The sequence below is a fragment of the Cognatiluteimonas profundi genome (assembly GCF_009792795.1).
In the GTDB taxonomy this organism is placed as follows: domain Bacteria; phylum Pseudomonadota; class Gammaproteobacteria; order Xanthomonadales; family Xanthomonadaceae; genus Cognatiluteimonas; species Cognatiluteimonas profundi.
In genome coordinates this window covers 273242-297608 of the sequence record NZ_VKHQ01000005.1, presented here as the reverse complement: position 1 = coordinate 297608, position 24367 = coordinate 273242, and the positions used below count along the sequence as shown (strand labels likewise).

At 64.6% G+C, this 24367-nt stretch carries 20 protein-coding genes; 14 read left to right on the top strand and 6 right to left on the bottom strand.

The genetic code is table 11. The annotated features are described in order from the left end of the window. The first annotated feature begins 93 nt into the window (after window positions 1-93). The 10 genes from GST15_RS11215 (at window position 94) to GST15_RS11170 (ending at window position 13957) form a co-directional block, all read left to right on the top strand. Complete coding sequence (locus GST15_RS11215; protein ID WP_159017370.1) at window positions 94-1335, top strand: class I SAM-dependent methyltransferase; 1242 nt, start codon at window positions 94-96, stop codon at window positions 1333-1335. After that, on the top strand, window positions 1332-2153 hold the full coding sequence (locus GST15_RS11210; protein WP_159017369.1) for a phytanoyl-CoA dioxygenase family protein: 822 nt from the start codon (window positions 1332-1334) through the stop codon (window positions 2151-2153). Before GST15_RS11215 ends, GST15_RS11210 begins: the two co-directional genes overlap by 4 nt. A 115-nt stretch (window positions 2154-2268) precedes the next feature. Continuing rightward, the gene (locus GST15_RS11205) at window positions 2269-2994 is read left to right on the top strand and encodes a CoA transferase subunit A (RefSeq protein ID WP_159017368.1); all 726 of its coding nucleotides are present in this window, start codon (window positions 2269-2271) and stop codon (window positions 2992-2994) included. After that, complete coding sequence (locus GST15_RS11200; protein WP_159017367.1) at window positions 2994-3620, top strand: CoA transferase subunit B; 627 nt, start codon at window positions 2994-2996, stop codon at window positions 3618-3620. The genes GST15_RS11205 and GST15_RS11200 overlap by 1 nt, the downstream gene beginning before the upstream one ends. A gap of 132 nt (window positions 3621-3752) precedes the next feature. Continuing rightward, window positions 3753-6116 (top strand): reprolysin-like metallopeptidase, encoded by a 2364-nt coding sequence (locus GST15_RS11195; RefSeq protein WP_159017366.1) that lies wholly within the window; start codon window positions 3753-3755, stop codon window positions 6114-6116. 507 nt (window positions 6117-6623) lie between these two features. Next, window positions 6624-7370 carry an electron transfer flavoprotein subunit beta/FixA family protein gene (locus GST15_RS11190; protein WP_159017365.1) on the top strand — a complete coding sequence of 249 codons (747 nt, stop codon included), beginning with the start codon at window positions 6624-6626 and terminating at the stop codon, window positions 7368-7370. Continuing rightward, window positions 7370-8311, top strand: a complete 942-nt coding sequence (locus tag GST15_RS11185; protein ID WP_159017364.1) for an electron transfer flavoprotein subunit alpha/FixB family protein — start codon at window positions 7370-7372, stop codon at window positions 8309-8311. The genes GST15_RS11190 and GST15_RS11185 overlap by 1 nt, the downstream gene beginning before the upstream one ends. A gap of 128 nt (window positions 8312-8439) precedes the next feature. Then, complete coding sequence (gene cysD / locus GST15_RS11180) at window positions 8440-9351, top strand: sulfate adenylyltransferase subunit CysD (protein ID WP_159017363.1); 912 nt, start codon at window positions 8440-8442, stop codon at window positions 9349-9351. A 67-nt stretch (window positions 9352-9418) separates the two neighbouring features. Beyond that, on the top strand, window positions 9419-11311 hold the full coding sequence (gene cysN, locus GST15_RS11175; RefSeq protein ID WP_199268763.1) for a sulfate adenylyltransferase subunit CysN: 1893 nt from the start codon (window positions 9419-9421) through the stop codon (window positions 11309-11311). Window positions 11312-11770: 459 nt separating this feature from the next. Beyond that, window positions 11771-13957 carry a reprolysin-like metallopeptidase gene (locus tag GST15_RS11170; RefSeq protein WP_159017361.1) on the top strand — a complete coding sequence of 729 codons (2187 nt, stop codon included), beginning with the start codon at window positions 11771-11773 and terminating at the stop codon, window positions 13955-13957. Window positions 13958-14423: 466 nt separating this feature from the next. Here the strand turns inward: GST15_RS11170 and GST15_RS11165 are convergent, their stop codons facing one another. Continuing rightward, the gene (locus tag GST15_RS11165; protein WP_199268762.1) at window positions 14424-16043 is read right to left on the bottom strand and encodes an electron transfer flavoprotein-ubiquinone oxidoreductase; all 1620 of its coding nucleotides are present in this window, start codon (window positions 16041-16043) and stop codon (window positions 14424-14426) included. A gap of 81 nt (window positions 16044-16124) precedes the next feature. Here GST15_RS11165 and GST15_RS11160 point away from each other — a divergent pair, with 81 nt between their 5' ends. Next, complete coding sequence (locus GST15_RS11160) at window positions 16125-16712, top strand: alpha-ketoglutarate-dependent dioxygenase AlkB family protein (protein WP_159017359.1); 588 nt, start codon at window positions 16125-16127, stop codon at window positions 16710-16712. Window positions 16713-16763: 51 nt separating this feature from the next. On the opposite strand, the gene GST15_RS11155 is transcribed toward GST15_RS11160, so the two are convergent. From GST15_RS11155 to GST15_RS11140, 4 genes are read right to left on the bottom strand one after another with little or no spacing between them, the layout of a single operon-like run. Continuing rightward, window positions 16764-17447, bottom strand: coding sequence for an ABC-type transport auxiliary lipoprotein family protein (locus GST15_RS11155; RefSeq protein ID WP_159017358.1), 684 nt, complete (start codon window positions 17445-17447; stop codon window positions 16764-16766). Beyond that, complete coding sequence (locus GST15_RS11150) at window positions 17444-18370, bottom strand: MlaD family protein (RefSeq protein WP_159017357.1); 927 nt, start codon at window positions 18368-18370, stop codon at window positions 17444-17446. Before GST15_RS11150 ends, GST15_RS11155 begins: the two co-directional genes overlap by 4 nt. Before the next feature lie 2 nt (window positions 18371-18372). Then, on the bottom strand, window positions 18373-19254 hold the full coding sequence (locus GST15_RS11145; RefSeq protein ID WP_159017356.1) for an ABC transporter ATP-binding protein: 882 nt from the start codon (window positions 19252-19254) through the stop codon (window positions 18373-18375). Continuing rightward, window positions 19254-20456: an MlaE family ABC transporter permease gene (locus GST15_RS11140; protein ID WP_199268761.1), complete on the bottom strand. Its 1203-nt coding sequence runs from the start codon at window positions 20454-20456 to the stop codon at window positions 19254-19256. The genes GST15_RS11145 and GST15_RS11140 overlap by 1 nt, the downstream gene beginning before the upstream one ends. A 33-nt stretch (window positions 20457-20489) precedes the next feature. Between GST15_RS11140 and GST15_RS11135 the strand changes: the two genes are divergently transcribed. Next, a complete protein-coding gene (locus GST15_RS11135; RefSeq protein WP_159017354.1) occupies window positions 20490-21740 on the top strand; it encodes a threonine/serine exporter family protein in 1251 nt (416 codons plus the stop codon). 187 nt (window positions 21741-21927) lie between these two features. Here the strand turns inward: GST15_RS11135 and GST15_RS11130 are convergent, their stop codons facing one another. Next, window positions 21928-22392 (bottom strand): RDD family protein, encoded by a 465-nt coding sequence (locus GST15_RS11130; RefSeq protein ID WP_159017353.1) that lies wholly within the window; start codon window positions 22390-22392, stop codon window positions 21928-21930. 46 nt (window positions 22393-22438) lie between these two features. On the opposite strand from GST15_RS11130, the gene xerD reads away from it, so the two are divergent. Both xerD and GST15_RS11120 read left to right on the top strand, forming a co-directional pair. After that, a complete protein-coding gene (gene xerD, locus GST15_RS11125) occupies window positions 22439-23392 on the top strand; it encodes a site-specific tyrosine recombinase XerD (protein WP_159017352.1) in 954 nt (317 codons plus the stop codon). 110 nt (window positions 23393-23502) lie between these two features. Next, window positions 23503-24333, top strand: coding sequence for a DsbC family protein (locus GST15_RS11120; protein WP_159017351.1), 831 nt, complete (start codon window positions 23503-23505; stop codon window positions 24331-24333). Window positions 24334-24367 lie beyond the last annotated feature (34 nt).

Here is a 24367-nt window from a genome sequence, read left to right as displayed (position 1 = left end):
GATTGGCTGACCATAGCTAAATAATCGTAGCATGGCGCGGTTGGGTCCCCCGACAAGCCCTTGAGTCACCGCGCTGATTTGCCGGGAGTTTCGATGCATAGTCAAGCCAAGGTAGCGGCCAAAGGATCGACCGGATCATGCGTCGCATGTGAGGCGTCCGATTGGCAATCCCTGCCGGTGATCCGCCGGCCCGCGATGCGCAGCGATGGGGCGATGCTCGACGCCGACCTTGCAAAGATCGAATGTGCGTCCTGCGGCTTGGTCATGCATGCCGCGCCCAGGCCCCTTCAGAGCCTTGCCCGGGAATTCGGTGCCGGATATGCGCTATACGCCCATCCGCCTGGCGCGTCTTACGAGGGCTTGAGACAAGCCACTTATGCCGACTGGATCGTAGGGCAATTGGATGGCTGGCGGCCGGCCAGCGTTTTTGAAATTGGCTGTGGCAATGGATCCCTGCTGATGGCATTGGGCGAGCGCCTGCCCGGCGCCAGGCTCTGCGGAATGGATCCATCCCCCGATGCTGTTGGTTTCGCTCGCGCCGCGCAGGTCGATGCATCTGTCGGCTATCTTGATTCGGCATATCGTGGCGGCGAACGCTTCGACCTGGTCGTCTCCGTCAATGTCATCGAGCACACGTCGGATCCTCGGGAATTCATCGCCGCAGCTAGCCGCCTGTTGGCCCCAGACGGGCGGATATTGTTCGTTTGCCCCGACGGCAATCGCCCGTCCAGTGAGCTGCTGGTTTATGACCACTTGTTCACTTTTACCCGCAATGCGCTCTCCGCGTTGTTCTCGTCCGCGGCTCTCACTACCCTGGACCAACAGCTTGCACCCTCCAGTCTGGGCGACTTCCAGTCGATCCTCGCTACAGTCGGTGTCAGCGTGCGCGCGCTCGATGTCCCGGTAGCGAACCCCGCACTCCATTCGCAGCGGACGGCGTATCTGCAGTCATGGGCGAGCCTCGACCATGCGCTGTCGGACCGATGCAGGCAAGACAGTGCGCTGCTGTGTTTCGGGGTTGGTGAAGCTGTTCGCATGCTCCTGACGTACGCCCCGCTCGTGACGCAGAAAATATCGGCTTTTGTCGTGGATGAGGCCGCATGTGAAACGTTCGCCGGTCGGCCGGTACTTCGCTATGAAAGCCTGCCGAGACACACGCAGCGAACATTGCTGTTGGGCGTTCGCACCGCTGTTCAACCGGTTCTGGCGGAACGGTTCCAAGCAGATGGATTTGCGACCGTTCGATGGGACGACCTGATTGCCGAAACGCCCCAGCATGCTTGGCTGCAGCGGCTTGATCACGCCCCCCTGTCGTTGTCCAAGGACGCTTCGTGAACAATCAAAGTTATGGCATTGCTGAGACGGCCACCAACGGTGGCTCCGTTGGGCTGCACATGGAGGACATTCGCCTCAACGGCTTCACGGTAGTCGCCGGGGGTGAGGAACTGCAGCCACTATCCCGGTGGCGCGAGTTGATCGACCTTGCGGTGGAGCAGCAGGGGCGGCTCGCTGGCGGAGAAGAGGAGCTTCGCCGACTTGGTGAGGGCAATACGGCACGAGCACCACTGCATGGCGAGTCCAGATTCCTCGCGCTGGCGACCGATCCCACCATCTTGGCGATCTGCGCCGGGCTTCTGGATGGCTACTTCATCCTCAATCAGCAGAATGCAGTGGTAAATCCACCAAACGGACAGAAGTACCACCAGGCGGCTTATCACCGCGATCTGCCCTACCAGCACTTTGTTTCCTCCCGCCCCATTGCCGTGAGCGCTCTGTATTGCGCGGATGACTTCACCGTGGAAAACGGCGCAACCATGGTTTTGCAGGGAACGCACAAGCAAGAAGTATTTCCCAGTGACGCCTTGGTGCGGCGGTGCGAGCATCCGGTCGTTGCCCCGGCCGGCTCCTATCTGGTCTTTGATTCAATGCTGTTCCACCGCGGTGGCGTCAATCATTCCAGCAGTTCCCGACGGGCCGTCAACCACGTTTATTCGCGACCGTTCGTGAAACAGCAGATCGTGCTTCCGAGTTTGCTTGGTGACGGGTACTCCTCCGAACCTGCGATTCGAAGGCTGCTCGGCTTCGACTGCGATCCACCTGGCAGCGTGGATGCATGGTTTGCATCCAGGCGTGCCCGACTACCCGCTGATTGAATGCTTTGCCGGGTGGGATCGGAGACGGTGGGTGATCGAAGCTGGGCAATCATCGGTCAACATCCCTGTCTCCACTGCGCGCTCGGCTTTTCATTAAAGAAAGGAACACTCAGGTATGCCTAACATGATTGGTGGTGTTACCAAACTCCATCCGGACGCCCAGGGCGCGATGGATGGATTGCTTGCCGACAACCAGACCCTCGCCGTCGGCGGCTTTGGACTTTGCGGTATTCCCGAGGCATTGATCACCGCCCTGCGGGACAGCGGGGTCAAGGGCTTGACCGTGATCTCCAACAATGCGGGCGTGGACGGTTTCGGCCTTGGGCTGCTTCTGGAGACACGGCAGATCCGCAAGATGATTTCGTCCTACGTCGGCGAGAACAAGGAATTCGAGCGCCAGTTCCTGTCAGGCGAGCTCGAACTCGAGTTCAACCCACAGGGCACGCTTGCCGAGCGCCTGCGCGCGGGCGGTGCCGGCATTCCTGCTTTTTTCACCCGCACGGGTTACGGCACGATCGTCGCCGAAGGCAAGGAAACGCGTGAGTTCGACGGCCATCATTACGTCATGGAAACCGCGCTCAAGGCCGATGTGTCGCTGGTGAAGGCCTGGAAGGCGGACACGGCCGGCAACCTGGTGTTCCGCAAGACGGCGCGCAACTTCAATCCGGCGGTCGCGATGGCCGGGCAGGTGTGCATCGCGGAAGTCGAGGAGATCGTGGAGATCGGCGCAATCGATCCCGACCACGTGCACCTGCCGGGCATCTACGTCGACCGTATCGTGCTCAACCCGACGCCGGAAAAGCGCATCGAACAGCGCACCGTGCGCGCAGGAGACAAGTGATGGCCTGGACCCGCGAACAGATGGCGCAGCGCGCCTCGCTCGAACTGTCCGATGGCGCCTACGTCAACCTGGGCATCGGTCTTCCAACTTTGGTCGCCAACTACATCCCCGAGGGGATGGATGTCTGGCTGCAATCAGAAAACGGCCTGCTCGGGATCGGCCCATTCCCGACCGAGGACGAGATCGATGCGGACCTGATCAATGCCGGCAAGCAGACGGTGACGGCCCGGCCGGGCGCGAGTTATTTCGGCAGCCATGATTCCTTCGCGATGATCCGCGGTGGGCATATCGACCTGGCGATCCTGGGCGCGATGCAGGTCACCGACCGCGGCGACCTGGCCAACTGGATGGTGCCCGGCAAGATGGTCAAGGGCATGGGGGGGGCGATGGACCTGGTGGCCGGTGTGAAGCGGGTGGTGGTGTTGATGGAGCACACCGCGAAGAGCGGCGAGCACAAGATCCTGCCCGAATGCACCCTGCCGCTCACCGGGGTTGGCGTCGTCAACCGCATCATCACCGACCTGGCGGTCATGGACATCACGCCGGATGGGCTGAAAGTGGTGGAAATGGCGCCGGGGGTGGGAGTCGACGAGCTGCGGAGCAAGACCGGCGTCCACTTTTCCTGAGCATAAATGCGACCAGTTGCCGCCTTTCGGAACGTCGCGGGCGCCCTTGCAGGCTGCATTCACCCATTTGGTGACCTGCAAAGCCATCATGGCTCCAAAGGGCGCGCCCGCCCGAGCAGGGACTGGAAATCCATGAATCGATTCTTTCGGCTGGCCTGCGTCGGGACCTTCCTCCTCGTGGTTGTCGGGTGCGGCAAGGGGCCGCAGTTGGCCTCCAATGGCGCGCCGGCGGCCAAGGCCATGCCCGTGCAGCCGGTCGTCGCCGACGCCGGTCCGGTTCGACAAGGCTTCGCAGCGCGTCCCGACCGGGGTGAACTGATGGCGTATCCACGCCAAGCGGCCGTGCACGATGGCGCATACACCTGGCACCGCACCGATCTGAGCGAGGCACACGCGCTCAACGCGATCGCCGATGGCAACCTGCGGGTGACGACTCCGTCCGGGGAGACGCTGGTCGTTCGCTACGACCACCACATCGAGCACGCTTCGGGCGACTGGACGTGGGTTGGCCACATTCCGGGCCAGGACGGAGCGCAGACCATCCTGACGTTTGGCGCCCATGCCGCGTTCGGATCCATTGCGCAGCCTGGCAAGCCGCCACTGCGCCTGACCGTGCGCAACGGGGTGAGCTGGCTGGTCGAAACCGACCCCAGCAAGGTGGCCGGAATCATCAATGCGGCGACGCGCCCGCAACGACCCGACTACCGCATCCCGCCGAAGACCGGCGTGCCGGATTCCACCGTGCCCTCCACGCCGGCACCGTCGATGGCATCCGCACCCGTGATGGCAGCCGCCACGACGACTACCGCGACGACGGTCGATCTCGTGCTGGGCTACACGCCCGCGTTCGCCAGCGACTATGGCGGCCAGTCCGGCGCGATCACGCGCCTGAACTTCCTGGTGGACGTGACCAATACCTCGTACACGAACAGCAATATCAATGCGCGCGTCCGCCTCGTCGCAACCGTGCCCGTGTCCTATCCGGACAATACGTCCAACGACACCACCCTCGACCAGCTCACCGGCTACGACTCCAGCAGCAACACCACGACCTCACCCAGTTCGGCGTTCAGCGCGCTACGGGCGGCGCGGGAGCAATACGGCGCCGACCTGGTGTCGATGGTGCGCAGCTTCCGCGACCCCGAAAACGGCGGATGCGGGGTCGGCTGGCTGATCGGCGGTGGGCAGCAAGGCATTTCCACCAGCGATTCGTATTACGGCTACTCGGTGGTGAGCGACGGAAGCGACGCAGGCACCGATGGCCACACCTATTTCTGCCTGGATGAGACCTTGGCGCACGAACTGGGCCACAACATGGGGGCCCAGCATGACGTCGACACCGCCAAGGGCACCGACGGCGTGCTCAATAGCGGCGACTATGGTGCGTACGCCTATTCGTTCGGCTACAAGAACGCCACCAACGCCTTCTACACGATCATGGCCTATGGAGACAGCGGCCAGCACATCTACCGGATTTTTTCCGATCCGCGCAGCACATTCTGCGGCGGCGCTGCTTGCGGTTCGGCGCAGGCGGACAATGCGATGACGTTGACGAAGACGATTCCGGTGGTCGCCGGCTTCAGGGCAACAACTGTCAGCGAATCTCCGGCACCCATCCTCCTGAAGGAGCTCGACGCGAACGGCAACGGAACGTCGGACTTGCTGTTCCGAAGTCATTCCGCCGGGCGATTCGTCATCTGGTTCATGTCCGGGACCACGCGCATCGCATACGCGACGACGTTCTTGGCGAATGGTTATTCACTGGTCGGCACCGGCGACTTCAATGGCGACCACCGCACAGACCTGCTTTGGAGCAGCGGACATGATCTGCTCATCTCGATGAGTTCTGGAGCCGGATACTCGAACATCACCACGCCCTATACATTCGCCCAGGGGACGCAGGTCTTGGGCGCCGCGGATATCAACAATGATGGCAAGGCCGACATCCTGCTCAGGAATGAAGCAGCCGGAGTCCTTGCGGTCTGGTACATGGATGGTGCCAACCGCGTCGCATACCAACAGCAAGCCATACCGCCCCAATACCGGTTTATTGGCGCTGCGGACATGAACAAGGACGGCAGGCAGGATCTTGTCTGGACCACGGCGTCCCAACAGCTTCTGGTGAGTTTCAATACGGGTAACAGCTTTACTTCCACTCTACTGGCACTCACCTACAGCCCGGATTACACCCTCGCCGGCGTTACCGATGTCAATGGCGATCACGCTGGAGACCTGCTTTTCAGAAGCGAGCCGCTTGGAAAGCTGGTGACCTGGTTCATGAGCGGGACCAGCAGGATTGCGTTCTCAAGTCAATCCATATCTGGCGCATACCATCTGGTCGGGAAGGGCAACTTCAATGGCGATCGGTTGGGTGACCTGGTGTGGAAAAACGGGAATGGCAATGTGCTTGTTTCCTTGAGCACAGGCTCAAGTTTCTCGAGCGCCTTGTTGCCCTATACCTACTCGCTGGATTACCCACTAATGGATGTGCAGTGACCATTCGATTGTTCCAATAAACGCCAAGTGCCGGACTGCATTGACGCTATTGCTTGTAGCAAGCATCGGGCCCTACGAACGCCACTCGCATCCGGGTTGCCCGCCCGGAGAACATCGGTACCGCTCCGAGCACCCCGGCCTGCGGCTTCCACTCGATGTGCGGCGATCCGATGTGCGGCGATGCGAGCCGGTCAAAAACCCGACCGGGCTCACCGTGCATGTTTCGAACAACAACCCCAGTGGGGTCCATCTCCATCACGGCATGCTTCTGACCAGGCTGCCAAGGTCGAGGTGGCAGCGTTTGCATGTCGCCGTGAAGACCCTCACTACGTTTGCCATGGAATCGGAGGCGTACTTGCTCTGGACCGCCGCAGACCACCCCGCCCGGCGGGAATCGATCAGGCCAACCGGCGGGTCGGCATCGACTGAACATGCCGAGAGCGCCATTCACTGCCGGCTTGGCTAGAATTGACCTCTTGCCATTTGACGGCGCTGCTGCTGATCCCCATGAAAATCCTCGTCGGTTACAAGCGGGTTGTCGATTACAACGTCCGGATCCAGGTCCGGCCGGACGGTTCGGGCGTGGTGACGGAGGGCGTCAAGCTGTCCCCCAATCCCTTCGATGAGATCGCACTGGAGGAGGCGTTGCGGCTGCGCGACAAGGGCATCGCCACCGAGGTGATCGTCGCCACCATTGCACCCGCTGACGCCCAGGCGCACCTGCGCAACGGTTTGGCGATGGGCGCCAACCGCGCAATCCATGTGGTCTGCGACCAGCCCATCCACTCGCTGACGGCTGCGCGGACCTTCCTGAAACTGGTGGAAAGGGAACAGCCGGACCTGGTCATCCTCGGCAAGCAGGCGATCGACGACGACGCCAGCCAGACCGGGCAGATGCTGGCCACGTTGTGGGGCAGGCCACAGGCGACGTTCGCCTCGAGGCTGGATGTTGCAGGGCAGACGGCGACCGTGACCCGCGAAGTGGACGCCGGGCTGGAAACGCTCGAAGTGGACCTTCCCGCCGTGGTCACCACCGACTTGCGGCTCAACGAGCCGCGTTTCATCAAGCTGCCGGACATCATGAAGGCCAAGAGCAAGCCGCTGGAGACCATCGCCTTCGGCGACCTCGGCGTTGATGCCGACGATTCATTGCGCATGACGCACTACGCGCCGCCATCCAGGCGAAGCAAGGGTGTGATGGTGAAGGATGCAGTCGAACTCGTCGCTGCATTGAAGCAGAAGGGGCTGATCTGATGAGCAAGGTTCTGGTCGTGGCCGAGCACCTCGCCGGCAAGCTCAACGCATCCACTGCGAAATGCGTTTCTGCCGCGCAGGCGTTGCAGCCCGAGTCGATCGACATCGTCGTCCTGTCGGACGATCCCGCCGGTATCGCCGCGCAGGCAGCGCAGATCTCCGGCGTCGCGAGGGTTCTCGCAGTGGCGCATCCCTCCAGCGCAAATGCCGTTGCGCAATTGCAGGCGCGCCAGGTCGCATCGATCGCCAGTGGGTATTCGCACGTGTTTGGCCCCAGCACGACCTTCGGCAAGGACCTGATGCCGTGCGTGGCGGCACTGCTCGGGGTGCCGCAGGTGTCCGACGTCATGACGGTGGAAGCCAGCCACACATTCACGCGTCCCATGTACGCCGGCAATGCCATCGTTACCGTTGAAGCAGCGCCTGATCGCATTGTCGTCGCGACGGTGCGTTCGGCATCATGGCCGGAAGCGGCGAATGGCGGCCAGGCCACCATCGCCACCGTGCCAGTGGACGTGCCGCTACCCACGCACACCCGCTACGTCGGCTTGGCTGCGGGCAAGTCGGATCGTCCGGACCTGCAAAGCGCAAGGCGCGTGGTCTCGGGCGGTCGCGGCGTCGGCTCGGCGGAAAACTTCAAGATCATCTACGACCTCGCGGACAAGCTCGGTGCTGCGGTCGGCGCTTCCAGGGCCGCCGTGGACGCCGGCTACGTGCCCAACGAGTTGCAGGTGGGTCAGACGGGCAAGATCATCTCTCCGGAGCTCTACGTCGCGGTCGGCATCAGCGGCGCGATCCAGCATCTCACCGGCATCAAGGACGCCGGCACCATCGTCGCCATCAACAAGGACGCCGATGCGCCGATCTTCGAGGTGGCGGACATTGGCCTGGTCGGGGACCTGTTCAAATTGTTGCCTGAGCTCCAATCTGCGTTGGAGTAGGATTTTTTATTGGGAAGGCGCCAGCAGGAATTCGCGCGAAATTGACGACGAGCCGTGGTATTGCTCCTCGTTCTCCTGATGCTGCGGAACGACGGGCTAGAATGTCCAATTCAACGATTTCCTTGCCAATGGCTGAGATTTCCCCGCTGTCACACCTGGATCGCCTCGAGGCCGAGAGCATCCATATCCTGCGTGAAGTCGCGGCCGGATTCCGCAATCCGGTGATGATGTATTCGGTCGGCAAGGACAGTTCGGTGCTGCTGCACCTGCTGCTGAAGGCCTTCCACCCGGCCCGTCCGCCCATCCCGTTGTTGCACGTCGACACCGGCTGGAAGTTCCGCGAGATGATCCGGTTCCGCGACCAGCGCGCGGAGGAAACCGGCGTGGAGCTGCGCGTCCATACCAACCAGGAAGGGCGGGCGCAGGGCATCGGCCCGATCAGCCATGGCGCCACCGTCCATACCGACGTGATGAAGACCCAGGCGCTGAAGCAGGCGCTGGACCAGTGGCAGTTCGATGCCGCCATCGGCGGCGCGCGCCGCGACGAGGAGAAGTCGCGCGCGAAGGAGCGGATTTTCTCCTTCCGCAACGCGCAGCACCGCTGGGATCCCAAGAACCAGCGTCCGGAGTTGTGGGACCTCTACAACACGCGGATCCACAAGGGTGAGTCGGTACGCGTGTTTCCGATCTCCAACTGGACCGAGCTCGATGTGTGGCTGTACATCTACCGTGAACGCATCCCGGTTCCGTCGCTGTATCTCGCGGCCGAACGGCCGGTCGTCGCGCGCGATGGTGCCTGGATCATGGTCGATGATGAACGCCTGCCGATGGCCGACGGCGAGTCTCCGGTCATGAAGAAGGTGCGGTTCCGCACGCTGGGCTGTTATCCGTTGACCGGCGCGATCGAGTCCGACGCCGACACGCTGGAAAAGATCATCGCCGAGATGCTGGTGGCGACGACATCGGAGCGCGAGGGACGGGTCATCGACCATGATCCCGGCGCATCGATGGAGAAGAAGAAGCAGGAAGGATATTTCTGATGCGCCATTCGAATATTGCCTTCGCACCAGCGCCTGCCACTGGCCGGTGCGCCGCCCGGATCGCGCGATGAACGACACCAACCGTTCCGCCGTGCAGGTCGCGGCCTACCTGCAGCAGCATGAAACCAAGGGGTTGTTGCGCTTCATCACCTGCGGCAGCGTCGACGACGGCAAGAGCACGCTGATCGGACGGCTGCTGCACGACACCAAGTTGCTGTTCGACGACCAGTTGGCCGCGCTGGCATCGGACAGCAAGCGCCATGGCACGCAAGGCGACGACATCGACTTCGCCCTGCTGGTGGATGGGCTGGCGGCCGAGCGCGAGCAGGGCATCACCATCGATGTCGCCTACCGGTTCTTCAGCACCGAAAAGCGCAAGTTCATCGTGGCCGACTGCCCGGGACACGAGCAGTACACGCGCAACATGGCGACCGGCGCATCGACGGCGGATCTGGCCGTGGTCCTGGTCGACGCGCGCAAGGGACTGCTCACGCAGACGCGCCGGCACAGCTACATCGTGTCGCTGTTCGGCATCCGGCACGTGCTGCTGGCAGTCAACAAGATGGACATGGTCGGCTACGACCAGGCCACCTTCGAGGCCACCGTCGCCGATTACAGGTCGCTGGCCGGGCAGCTTGGCATCGCCGACGTGCAGGCGATCCCGCTGTCGGCGTTGAAGGGCGACAACGTCCTGGCGCCATCGGCATCCATGCCGTGGTACCAGGGCCCGAGCTTGTTGCAGGCGCTGGAATCCACCGAGGTTTCGCACGCCAGCGCCGACGTCGGCTTCCGCATGCCGGTGCAATGGGTGTGTCGCCCGGACCAGCACTTTCGGGGCTTCGCCGGCACCGTGGTCACCGGGTCGGTGCAGCCTGGCGACGCCGTCATCGCCTTGCCATCGGGGCGACGCTCGCAGGTTGCGCGCGTCATCACCGCGGATGGAGACCTGGAGCGCGCCCAGGCGGGACAGGCGGTCACGTTGACGCTCGCCGACGAGCTCGACATCAGTCGCGGCGATGTCATTGCCTCAGCCGACCATCCACCGCAGGTTTCCGACCAGTTCGCGGTGCACCTGCTGTGGCTCGGTGAGCAGCCATTGCTGCCCGGCCGTCCCTATTGGCTGAAGATCGGCGCCTGCACGCTGAGCGCCAGCGTGACCGAGATCAAGCACAAGATCGACGTCAACACGCAGGAAGAACTCGCAGCCAAGCACCTGGAACTCAACGAAGTCGCGTACTGCAACCTGCACCTGGATCGCCCGATCCCGTTCGAGGCCTATGCCGACAGCCGCGAGCTGGGCGCCTTCATCCTGATCGACCGGCAAAGCAATGCAACGGTTGCAGCGGGAACCATCGATTTCGCCTTGCGCCGCGCAAGCAACATCCACTGGCAGCACGTCGACGTCGACAAGCAGGCGAGGGCGCGCATCAAGGCGCAGGAACCCCGCTGCCTGTGGTTCACCGGCTTGTCGGGATCCGGCAAGTCCACGATCGCAAACCTGGTCGAGAAGCGCCTGCTGGCGATGGGTCATCACACCTACCTGCTCGACGGCGACAACGTGCGCCATGGCCTCAACAAGGACCTCGGCTTCACCGACGAGGACCGCGTCGAGAACATCCGTCGCGTGGCCGAAGTGGCCAAGCTGATGGTCGACGCCGGCCTGATCGTGCTGGTGAGTTTCATCTCCCCGTTCCGCGCCGAGCGCCGCATGGCGCGAAGTCTCTTCCAGCCGGGCGAGTTCATCGAGGTCTTCGTCGATACGCCGCTGGAGGTTGCCGAGCAGCGCGACGTCAAGGGGCTGTACGCGAAAGCCAGGGCTGGTTTGATCACCAATTTCACCGGGATCGATTCTCCATACGAGAAGCCCGAGAACGCGGAATTGGTGGTCAATACCGTGGAGTGCTCGACCGCGTCGCTGGCTGACCAAATCGTCGATTGCTGCTTGCGGTCGCCCGACTGACTTGCCTCGCGCGCGTTGGGCTTTGGAAGCGCATGTGTCCGACTCCATCCGTATGGATTGATCGAGGCGCCGAAGTGGACTTCTCATGTGGCGCTCTGGAGTGTTTAAGAGCCTGAACCGACTTGACAAGGTGTTTCACCTGCATTCACAGACCCATGATGTTCGTTGCTCTATTCAGGTCATCCCGATCTAGATCCAAGGATGGCTTCAATGCGTACCGCTCTTGTATCCGCGGTTGTGACCGCCCTTTTGGGCGTGGGTGCAGCCGTAAGCCTGCCTGCACCACGGGCGACCGATGCAACTCATTCAGGCGCCGGAAGTACAGCCGCCGCACAGGCCCCCGGACCCCTGCACCCCGGGCCCTTGTCGATTGCCGCATACCCGGACCGCGGGAATTTCGCTGCGTATGGCACCCGCCCCGCGGTCGTGCGGAGCGCTGGGACATGGCATGAAGTTCGTTTGAGCGAAGATCACGCGCTCAACGCCATCGGTCAAGGCGGGATGGTGATCGAAGCCCCCAATGGCCGGCCGATCCGATTGCTGTTCGAGCGTCAGATCGAGCACGCGGACGGCAACTGGACGTGGGTGGGCCGCCCGGTCGGCGCGAAACCGGGCGTCGAGGCTCTCATCACTTTTGGTGAACGGGCGGTGTTCGGATCGATTCCAAACGGGAGTGAGCCGGCACTGCAGCTGACGACGGAGGGGGGCCGGACCTGGATGGTTGAAACCGACGCCAGGAAGCTGTCGTCCGCGGCCGAACAGAGCGATGCCGACGCGGTCGGAGCGCCCCTGAGCTCCATCCAGGCGGCAGCTCCCAACCCGACGATGGCGGGGGCGCCAGTACAGTCCGCAGCCCGTGCAAGCTCCACTCAGGCCGCGACGTTCGCCCCTTCGGCCAAACTGGCCACCATCGATCTAGTGCTTGGATACACAACGGGATTCGCGACCAGGTTGGGTGGCCAGTCGCAGGCGAACACGCGCCTGACGTATATGGTCGACGTGGCCAACCAAGCCTATTACAACAGCAACATCGGGGGACAACTTCGCCTGGTCCATACCGTCCAGGTCGATTACCCCGATGCCACCCAGAACCGGCAGGCGCTGTTTGAGTTGTCCGGTGTTACATGCACCAACGCCATCGCGTCTGGCCAGCTATATCTGCCGGACACCGGCGTGAACTGCACCCGGGTAGCCACACCGGCAGCGCTGCAACCCCTGTTGGCGGCTAGGCAGCAATACGGAGCGGACTTGGCTTCACTTGTCCGCACATACCAGGTCCCCGAGAACCAGAGCTGCGGCGTGGCATGGTTACTCGGAGGCGGTCAGACAGCTTTGGATGCCAGCAGCGCGGAGTTTGGCCTGTCGGTGGTGAGCGATTCGAGCGGAACGGCGTTCCCCGATAGCGGCGCTACTTGCCGTGACGAAACCCTTGCCCACGAACTGGGCCATAACATGGGCCTTGCCCATGATCGCCAGATGGCGGCGGGCAACGACGACACCAATGGCGATGGCAATCTGCTCGATCCTGAAGAGTACGGTCACTTCGCGAATTCATTCGGTTACAGCACGGGGGTGGGGGCTGGCAACTTCTACACGATCATGTCCGTGCCGGCGAGCGGCCAGACCGGCTATCGCCTCTTCTCCAACCCCAGGATCACGTCTTGCGGGGGCGCTGCGTGTGGTGTCGCCGGCCAAGCCGACAACGCCGGTTCGCTGGGACAGACGATGCCGATCGTGGCGGCCTTCCGCTCTGCGATGACTCCCTCCGCCACTTGGTTTCGCGGAGACTTCAATGGAGACGGCAAGTCCGACATCCTGTGGCATAACGCCAGCACAAGTGCCAATTCCATCTGGCGGTCAGCAAGTTTGTCGACGGTGCAGGCCGTCGCCACCGTGACCGATCGCTCGTGGGCGATCATGGGTGCTGCCGATTTCGACGGTGATGGAAAGTCGGACATCCTGTGGCGGAATATCGCGTCGGGGGCCAATTCCATATGGAAGTCGGCCAACGCCTCGACTCTTCAGGTGCTCAAGCCCATCACAGACCAGGCGTGGGCAGTGGCAGGCGCGGGGGATTTCAACGGTGACGGCAAGGCGGACATCCTGTGGCGGAACGCACAGACTGGAGCCAATTCAATCTGGCGTTCGGCGGACGGGAATACACCGCAATCGCTGACGAGGATCGGCGATCTCTCCTGGACGATCGCGGGCGTTGGCGACTTCGATGGCGACCACAAGGCTGACATCCTATGGCGCAATACGCGGACCGGAGCAAATTCCATCTGGAAGGCCGGCAGTTCGACAAATGTCCAGGTGCTGACGGCCGTCACCAATCAATCCTGGGTCATTGTCGGCGTCGGCGACTTCAATGGAGATGGCCAGGCCGACATCCTGTGGCGCAACAGCAGCACCGGGGCCAATTCGATCTGGAAGTCCGGCAATCTTGCGACGGTTCAATCCGTCCAATCCGTGCCGAGCCAGGCGTGGGTCGTCGTGGGCATCGGCGACTTCGATGGTGATGGCAAGTCGGACATCCTGTGGCGCAACAGCAGCACAGGTGCCAACTCGATCTGGAAGTCTGGAAATCTGTCCACGCCGCAATCGGTCACCACCGTGTCGAGCCAATCTTGGGTGGTCGCCGGTTAAGAAGTGCCAACTCGCTCGCGGCCCCCTTGGGGGGCCGCGAATCGATCGCATTTGTAGGCGGGCCTGGTCGACTGTCTCTTCGTCGCAGACGATCTCGCCATGCCGGCGGCGATACGCAGCACGTTGCTGTACGTGATGGGCTAACGAGCACGTTCTGGTCTTCGTAGGTCGCGATCAAAGGGGGCGGTCGGAACGACCTTGACCCTTGGGTTCACTCGCTCAAGGGCCGTCAGAAACGCTCCGAGTCGTCGATGCCGTCCTGGATTCGTGGTTGACGAACGCATGCAGTGCCGGGTCCATGTGACCACCGGACACGCCGGTGCCAACGGCGTAAAGGTCGGCACCGTCCACACGGCGGGGCAACGTTCGCCAGCCCGATCACCTGGCGCTATGGCCGAGCTGCCAGCGCTGCCGAGCCGCCGGCCCCACGTGTGCAGGCATTCGCGATTGCATCTCGGTCGACTCGTCAGAGGTTGAGGTAATTCGGCCCCGATCCGCCTTCAGGCGTGACCCAGGTGATGATCTCGTAGGGATCCTTGATGTCGCAGGTCTTGCAGTGCACGCAGTTGGCGGCATTGATCTGCAGGCGTTTGCCGGCATGGCCGTCTGCTGAAGGAGCATCGACGATTTCGTAGACGTTTGCGGGGCAGAAGCGGGTGCAGGGGTTGCCGTATTCCACCGTGCATCGATCGATGCAGATGCTGGTGTCGTGGACGACCAGGTGCACCGGCTGGTCCTCGTCGTGTTCGGTCGCGGCGAAGTACACGCCCTGCAAGCGATCGCGCGGCGGCAGCGAACGCTGCACGTACTCGCGCTTGGGCAGTTCATGCTCGCCGAGCTTGTCGAGCGCGCTCCAGTCGGGCTTGTTGCGCAGCGTCCATGGGGACAGTCCGCCAGTGAGCGTTTCCCACGCGGCGTTGAACATTCCGAACCACAGCCCGCGCTTGAAGCCGGGCTTGATGTTGCGGACCTTGCGCAACTCGTCCATGGCCGCGGATGCGCGCAGCTTCGCGTCAAACCCGCTGGGATCCAGCGATTGCGCCAGGTGTTCGGCGGCGAGCATGCCGCTGCGGATCGCCTGGTGGGTGCCCTTGATCTTGGGGACGTTGAGCAGGCCGGCGCCATCGCCGATCAGCAGCGCGCCGGGCATTTCAACCTTGGGCAGCGACTGCCAGCCGCCGGTGACGATGGCGCGCGCGCCTGCGGACAGGATGCTGCCGCCTTCGAGGAACGGTGCGACGGTGGGATGATTCTTCCATTGCTGGAAGGCTTCCCACGGCTGGTACTGCGGATCGCTGTAATCCAGGCCGCTGACATAACCCAGCGCGACGCGGTCCTTGTCCAGGTGGTAGAGGAAGCTGCCACCGTAGATGCGGTTGTCCGCGGGCCAGCCGAGCGTGTGCACGATCCTGCCCGGCGTCACCCGACCGGCCGGCAACTGCCACAGCTCCTTGATGCCGATCGAGTACGCCTGCGGATCGCTGTCGGCATCCAGCGCAAAGCGCTTCACCAGCTGCTTGGTGAGGCTGCCGCGCGCGCCTTCGGCCAGCACCGTGACCTTGGCCCGGATGTCGATGCCGGCGGTGAAGCCAGCCTTGTGCGTGCCGTCCTTCGCCACGCCCATGTCGCCGATGCGCACGCCGACGACACGGCCGTCGTCATCGTGCAACGCGGCTGCCGCGGCGAAGCCCGGATAGATCTCCACGCCCAGCGCCTCGGCCTGCGGTGCCAGCCAGGCGCATAGCGCACCGAGGCTGACGATGAAATTGCCGTGGTTCTTCATGCCCGGCGGCACCGGCAGCTTGCGGCCGCCGGTCCTGCTGAGCAGCCAGAATTCGTCGTCGCCGGCCGGCACGCAGATCGGCGGTGGGTTGTCGCGCCAGGTCGGCAGCAACGCATCCAGCGGTCCGGGCTCGATGACGGCGCCCGACAGGATGTGCGCGCCGACGGTCGCGCCTTTCTCGATGACGCAGACCGACAGGTCCGGTTTGAGCTGCTTCAAGCGGATGGCGAACGACAATCCGGCCGGCCCCGCGCCCACGGTGACCACGTCGTATTCCATGACGTCGCGTTCGACTTCGCTCATGCCTGGGTTCATCCGCGCTGCAGCAGGACGTTCAATTCTCGGGGTTTGCGCCGGGGGCGGCAAATCGGCAGCATCCGGCGCATGGCGCTTGTCCCGATCGCGTTGCCCGGAGCCGAGGTGGCCATGGACCCGGCGTGGCTGTCGGTCAGCGCAGCCGATGCGCTGCTGGCGGCCCTGGAAGCACGGGTGCCATGGGAGGTGCATCGCATCCGGCTGTTCGGCCGGCTCGTCGATTCACCGCGCCTGAGTTGCTGGATCGGCGATCCCGGCGCGGCCTACACCTATTCGGGCGCGCGCTTCCAGCCGCATCCATGGCCGGCGGCGTTGCTGCCGGTGCGCGAACGCCTGCGGGATGAGACCGGTGTCGACTTCAACAGCGTGCTCGCCAACCGTTATCGCGACGGACGCGATTACATGGGCTGGCACAGCGACAACGAACGCGCACTCGGACCGCAACCGGCGATTGCCTCGCTGAGCCTGGGTGGATCGCGGCGATTCGTGTTCCGAAACAGGCAGGACGCATCGCGCAGGCATGCACTGGCGCTGCCGCACGGAAGCCTGTTGCTGATGGCAGGCGATACGCAATCGCTTTACCAGCATTCGCTGCCGGCGACGGCCAGACCCGTTGCGGCACGCATCAACCTGACATTCCGCAGGATCGTGGCGTAACGGCGCTGGCGGATCGTGCTGCGTCCGGCGTGCCGTCCCCCACGTGGATGGCTACTTCGTCTTGTGTGCGACGCGGGCGCGCTGGCCGGTGGTCAGCGTCCATCCAACGATGTCGTGGGCGATGGCGCCAAGCGCCGTGTCGAATGCCTGCGCCACGGCCGCGGTGCCGGTGCTGCTGGCGGGCACGACCTGCAGGAAGGTGTGCGAGGCGACGACGTCCTGGTCGGTTGCCTGCAGCAACTTCACGTTGACCTCGATCGTCGCCGACGGCAGCGCCGCGCCGGCGTAGTCGGCTTCGAAGCGGCGGACTTCGCTGAGCAGGGTGAAGTCGGCGGCGATGCCGCTGCCCTGGCGCGCAACGGCCGGGATCCTGCCGGAGTCCTCCAGTGCCTGCAGCACCGTGTCCTGCAGTTGTTCGCTCGGCGACTTCGCCCAGCTCGCGCCCTTGTAGACCTCGAGTTCACCTGGCGTCGGACGCACGGCGATACGCAGGGTGTCGACCATGCGCGGCGCTTCCGGATGGCTGATCGCCAGTTGCCAGTCGACGTTGGGCCAAGCGGGATCGATCGTCACCACGGGCTGCGGCGCGTAGATCGTCGAGGGTGTCTTGTTGCCGCCCAGCACCGAGCATCCGGCCAGCAGCGACACCAGCACCAGGCTGGCGCAGGCGCCTGCGTTTGAACGACGTGCGTTTGAACGACGGGCGTTTGAACGACGGGCGTTGGAAATGATCATTTCGGTTCGAATTCCTTCGGGGCGTCGCGACCGAGCAGGTAGCGCGCCGGGTTGCCTTCGAGGCGGTCACTGAGATGCCGCAGGTCGCGCACCAGTCCGCGCAATTCGCCCAGCGTCGGTCCGAGTTGCGACAGGCCGTCATTGGCGAAGCTGTGGATGGCGGCGCGGTTTTCGCTGAGGATGGTATCGGCGCCACCGGCGGCCGAATCGAGCCTGGTCAGCGTGCCGTCCAGTTTCGCCACCAACCCCGGGAGTTTCTGCACCAGGTCGCGGTCGATGTCATTGACCGCGTGGTCGGTGGTTTTCAGCGTGATCGCCAACTGCTCGCTCGACTGGCGTGCACTGATGATGAGCTGACGCAGGTCCTCGCGCTGGTCGGCAACGGCGCCGGTCATGACCTGCAGGTTGTCGAGCGTCTTCGCGATCCGCTTGACGTTCTCCTCGCTGAGCACCTCGTCCATGCGCGCGACCAGTCGATTGGCGGTGTCGGCGATGTTCTGCAGTGCCGACGCCTCGGTCTGGATGACGGGGATTTCGCGATGGTCGACCGACACCAGCGTCGGTGCGTTCGGCGAGCCGCCGGTGAGCTGGATGAAGGGACTGCCGGTGAGGCCGGTGATCGACATCTTGGCCTTGGTATCGACCTTGATCGGCGTATCGGCCTGCAGCTTCAGCCGCGCCAGCACCTGGCGTGGGTCGTTGGGGGCGAGCTTGAGCGATTCGACCGTGCCCACCGAGATGCCGTTGTACTGGACCGAGCTGCCTTCGGTGAGGCCGGTCACCGGCTCGTTGAAGATGACCGAATACTCCTGCCAACCCTGCTCGGACGAATACTTGGCCGCCCACAGGCCGAATGCCAGCAACAGCACCGCCGTGAGGATGGTGAAGGCGCCGATCAGGACGTAATTGGCCTTGGTTTCCATCGTCACGCTTCCTCGCGGGTCGAACCGGGATTGACGGCGGACATCCGCCGATCGGATGCGCCGCTGCGGGCGGCACGGCCGCGCGGACCATTGAAATACTCCTGCACCCAGGGGTGGTCGAGCTGTTCGAGCTCGGCCAGCGTCGCCACCGCGATCACTTTCCTGTCCGCGATGACGGCGACGCGGTCGCAGATAGCGTACAGGGTGTCGAGGTCATGGGTGATCAGGAACACGGTCAGTCCGAGCGCCTGCTGCAGGGTGCGCGTCAGTTTGTCGAACGCCGCCGCGCCGATCGGATCCAGTCCGGCGGTGGGTTCATCCAGGAACAGCAGCGGCGGGTCCAGCGCCAGCGCCCGCGCAAGCCCCGCGCGCTTGCGCATGCCGCCGGAGAGTTGCGATGGCAACTTGTTCAGGGCATCGGCTTCGAGGCCAGCGAGCTTGACCTTCAGCAGCGCCAGCTCATAGCGCAGCGAGTCGGGCAGGTCGGGATGGTGTTCGCGCAACGGCACCTGCACGTTTTCGCCGACGGTGAGCGAAGAGAACAACGCGCCGTCCTGGAACAGCACGCCGGTGTTGCGTTCGATGTGCAGGCGATCGTCCGGCGCCTGGCTGCGCGCGTCGACGCCGAGCACCTCGATCTCACCGGCATCGGGTGTGCGCAGTCCGATGATCGAGCGCATCAGCACAGATTTACCGGTGCCCGAGCCACCGACCACGCCGAGGATCTCGCCGGGAAGCACGTCGAGGTCCAGGCCATCGTGCACGACCTGCTCGCCGAATCGATTGACCAGCCCGCGCACCCGGATGATGGGCTGCACGGATCCGGATTCGCTGTCCTGCGACTGCGCGGGAGTGGCGAAAGCCGGTGTCGATGCCGCCGTCATCACCAGCCCACCTGCATGAACCAGATCGCGGCGATGGCGTCGAGAACGATCACCAACGAGATGGCCTGCACCACGCTGGACGTCGTGCGCTCGCCGACCGATTGCGCGGTGCCCTTCACCTGCAGTCCTTCCAGGCAACCGATGAGGCCGATCACCAGGGCGAAGACCGGCGCCTTCGACAGCCCCACCAGGAAGTGGCGCAGGTGCATGGTTTCCTGCATGCGCGCGAGATACGCCTGCGGCGGGATGCCCAGGCTGAAGGCGCCAACCGACATGCCGCCAAGCAGGCCCGCGATGTCGGCAATGAAACTGAGCAGCGGCAAGGTGACGACCAGCGCAAGCAGGCGCGGGATCACCAGCACGTCGACCGGGTCCAGTCCCAGCGTGCGCATCGCGTCGACTTCCTCGCGGCTGACCATCGCGCCGATCTGCGCGGTGAACGCGCTGGCGGTGCGGCCGGCAAGCAGGATCGCCGTCAGCAGCACGCCGAATTCGCGCAGGAACGCGACATTGACCAGTTCGACGACATAGATGGTGGCGCCGAAGTCCTGCAGGATGTTGGCGCCGAGGAACGCGATCACCGCGCCCACCAGGTAGGACAGCAGGAACACCAGCGGGACCGCATCCAGCCCGACCTGCTCCATGTGGCTGACGGTCGCGGTCAGCCGGAAGCGCCGGGGTTGCTTGACCATCCGCAGCATCTTGGCGAGGTTTTCGCCCAGGAAACTGATCAGCGCGACGATCTCGATCCAGTTGTCGTGGACCGCGAATCCCAGGCGTCCCAGCGCGGCGGCGAAGCCGTATTCGTGTCTCTTCTTCGGCCGATCGTCGGCCACGTCCTCGATCGCCGCCACCAATGCGTGGTGGTCGGCGCGGAACTCGAACGTATCGAAGTCCAGGTCGTGGCGATGGGCGAATCGCAGCAGTTGCAGCACGCCCGCGGAATCCAGCCGGTCGACTGCCGTGGCATCGACGATGCCAGCCTTCGCGGGCGCGGCGGCAAGCGCGGCGCCGACGCCGCTGGCGTGTTGCAGGGTCCAGCGACCGCGCAGGCGCAGGCGTGGAGCGCCGCCTGCAGGACCCTCCTGGTCGATATCGATGCTCGGTGCGGTGTCGCGGGCACCCATGACGTCATCCGGGAAAAGGGTTGCCGGGGCGAGGATACAGACTCGCCCCGGCAGCGCCACTTCACGCCAATGCATCACCGCCTGGCCTGCCCATGCGATGCTGGCGCGATGGCAGCATCGACTCCGCTACCGCCTTCCAGCTACGCCGCGCGCCTGGCCTTCGTGGTGGAGCTGGCCGAGCACCTGCATGCATACGGCACCACCGCGCAACGCCTGGAAGGCGCGCTGGATTCGGTTGCGACCAGCCTGCAGATGGAATGCGAGCCCTGGTCCAATCCCACCGGGATGATCCTGACGTTCAGCGATCCGGCCCGGCCGCCAGGCGAAAGCGATTCGACCCGCGTCATCCGGCTGCCGCCGGGCGACACCGACCTGGCGAAGTTGTGCGAAGCCGACCGCATCGCCGATGACGTCGTGGCCGGCCGCCTGGATCTCGCTGCCGGCCACGCCGCGTTGCGCGCCCTGTCGCAACCGCCCAGTACCCGCGCCAGGTGGATGCTCGTGTTCGCCTTCGGACTGGCCGCCGGCGCGGTGGCCGGCTTGTTGCGACTGCCGTGGCTGGACATCGCGACGGCTGGCGGTACCGGCCTGCTGATCGGGCTGCTGGATCTCGCCACCCGGCGCCGGCCGCAACTCAAGGAAGCCGGCGATGCGCTGGCGGCGCTGCTTGCTGGATTCATCGCGATCGCGGTCGCCAGCTTCATCGCGCCACTCAACCTCAACACCGTGATCGTCGCCTCGCTGATCGTGCTCGTGCCCGGCATGAGCCTGACCAATGCCGTGAACGAACTGACCAGCCAGCACCTGGTGTCCGGCACGGCGCGCTTTGCCGGCGCGCTGACCACGGTGATGAAGCTGTCGGTCGGTACCGTGATCGCGTTGACGCTCGCCAACCTTGTCGGCATCACGCCGCAGGTCAGGGCATGGCGGCCGCAGCCCGACTGGGTCGAATGGCTCGCGCTGGCGCTGGCGGCTTATGCCTTCGCGCTGCTGTTCCGCACCGCGCGTCGCGACTATCCAATCGTGATGCTGTCGGCGGTGGCGGGTTACCTGATCTCGCGGCTGGCCGGGGAGGCCTGGGGCAGCCCGGCAGGGATCTTCCTGTCGGCAATGCTGCTGACCGCGGCCGGCAACGGCTATGCGCGCTGGATGCAGCGGCCCGGCGCGCTGGTGCGCGTGCCCGGCATCCTGATGCTGGTGCCGGGAAGCGCCAGCCTGCGCGGGATGTTGAACCTGGTGCAGCAGCAGGACGTCGCCGCCGGCCAGGCCGCGGCGCTGACGGTGCTGAATGTCCTGCTGGCACTGATCGCGGGATTGCTGTTCGGCAACCTGTTGCTGCCGACACGGCGCAACCTCTAGCTGATCCCGCCGCGCCGCCGCGCCGCCAGGGAACTCGTACGGCGACACATTCCAACGCGCCGCCGCGCGCCTCGTTACCCGCCTGCGTGCGGCGGCAGACGCATCATCCGGGTGTGGCTGGCTCGGTCATGCCGCGCCGCCAGGGAATTCGCACGGCGACACATTCCGACGCGCCGCCGCGCGCCGATTACCCGCCTGCGTTGTTCGGCAGGCGCAGCATCCTCGTATCACTGAAACGATCATGCCAAGTCAACCCATCCCGATCCCACCACACCCACCAGAAACCCAGTCCGCCCGCCAGCACCGAGAGCGTACCGACGGCATATCGCCGCATCAGTGCCCGTGTCGTCGCCGGTGAGCCGTCCGCCGCAACCACGCGCAGTCGCCATGGCCGCATGCCCAGGGTGCGGCCGCCGCGTCGCCAGCTCACCACCGCATAGGCGCCGGTCAGCAGCCAGCAGGCCAGCCACAGCAGCAACTGCAGCGGACTGAAGGGCGCGATGTTCTGGCGCGGGGGATGACCGCTCAGGTAATAGCCCAGCGTGAACAGCGCGGACGCCAGCATCCACAGCGCCAGCGCCGGGAAGAAGTCATACAGCAACGCCAGCAGGCGCCAGCCGATCAGCGCCGGGTTGCGGTTCGGTGGATTCATCGCGCCAGCATAGCGGGCCATTGCCGGCGCCGCTAAGCTGCCGGTGATGGCATCGATGACACCCGCCGAACGTCGCACGCGCGCCTGCGCATTGCCGCCGCTGCAGGACGACGACGCGCAGGCGATCGACGACTTCCTCGATGCGCTGTGGGCCGAGGCCGGCGTGGCGCGGCAGACGCTGTCCGCATACCGTCGCGACCTGGGCGGCCTGGCGCGCTGGCGCAATGGCAGTGGCGGCGGATTGGCCACGGCCGATCGCGCCACGCTGTTCGATTACCTGGCCCTGCGCACGCGCGACGACTACTCGCCGCGCAGCAACGCGCGGCTGCTGTCGGCATTGCGCGCGTTCTATGCGCACCGGGTGCGCAAGGGCGCACGCGCCGACGATCCGACCGCGCTGCTGGAGCCGCCGCGGCTGCCGCGCCTGTTGCCCAAGGCGCTGGCCGAAACCGAGATCGAGGCCCTGCTGTCCGCGCCGGATGCGACAACGGCGCTGGGCCTGCGCGATCGCGCCATGATGGAACTGATGTATGCGGCCGGATTGCGCGTGAGCGAGTTGACGACGCTGCCGACCGCCGCGATCAACCTGCGCCAGGGCGTGTTGCGCGTCGTGGGAAAGGGCGGCAAGGAGCGGCTGGTGCCGCTGGGCGAGGAAGCCCAGCACTGGCTGGAAACCTACCTCGCCAAGTCGCGTCCCGCGCTGGCCGGCAACCGGGTGTTGTCGTCGCTGTTCCTCGACACGCATGGCGAGGCGCCTTCACGCCAGCAGTTCTGGACGCTGGTCAAGCGGTATGCCGCGATTGCCGGCATCGATCCGCGGCGCATCAGTCCACATGGTTTGCGTCACAGTTTCGCCACCCACCTGCTGAACCATGGCGCCGACCTGCGCGCCCTGCAGATGCTGCTGGGGCACAGTTCCCTGTCGACGACGCAGATCTACACGCTGGTGGCGCGTGAACAGCTCAAGCGGCTGCACCAGCGGCACCATCCGCGGGGTTGACGACGGTCCGGCAGCGGGCTGCGTGCGACAATCGGCTGAACCCCTCGCGCCGCCGCCGGTCTCAACGACCGCGCGCCACGACAACGGCGCCTCCCGGAGATCCATCCTCGATGAAACGCCTGCTCCTGACCCTGCTCAGTGCCATCAGCCTGTCCGCCTGCGCGCAGACCAGCCCGCCGACGACGGCCGCCAAGCCGACGCAGCCAGCCAAGGCCGAATTGCCCGCCGCCATCGCTGCCGCCGGTACCCCGGAAGCGCGGGCACGGGCAGCCATCCTTGCGGTGAACCCACAGGTCCAGATCGACCAGGTGTCCGCGTCGCCGCTGCCGGGTTTCCAGCAGGTCATCGTCAATGGGGAAGTGATCTACGTCAGCGACGACGGGAAGTACCTGATGCAGGGCTCGCTGTACGACGTCGCTGCGAAGAAGAATCTCGGCGAGGCAGTCATGGCCCAGCTTCGCACCAAGCTGCTGACGAGCATCCCGGCCAGCGACCGCATCGTCTTCGCGCCGGCGCACCCGAAATACACGGTGACGGTCTTCACCGACGTCGAATGCGCGTACTGCCGCAAGTTGCACAGCGAGATCGCCGACTACAACCAGCAGGGCATCGCGGTGGAATACGTCGCCTTCCCGCGCATGGGCCTGGGCAGCGAGGACTTCAGGAAAATGGTCGCCGTCTGGTGCTCGCCCGACAGGAAGGCCGCACTCACCGACGCCAAGAACGATCGCCCGGTGCCTTATCGCAACTGCAACAACCCGGTCACCATGCAATACAAGCTCGGCCAGCGCATGGGCTTGACCGGGACGCCGATGATCCTCACCAGCGACGGCATCCAGGTCGGCGGCTACGTGCCGCCGGCGCAGTTGCGCCAGGTGCTCGACAAGATGGCCGCCGATGGCGCCACGCCGGTAGCCAGCACCGCCACCGGCTCGCGCTGAGTTCCGTCGCCAAGGGCGCCGTCGCCAGGCCCGG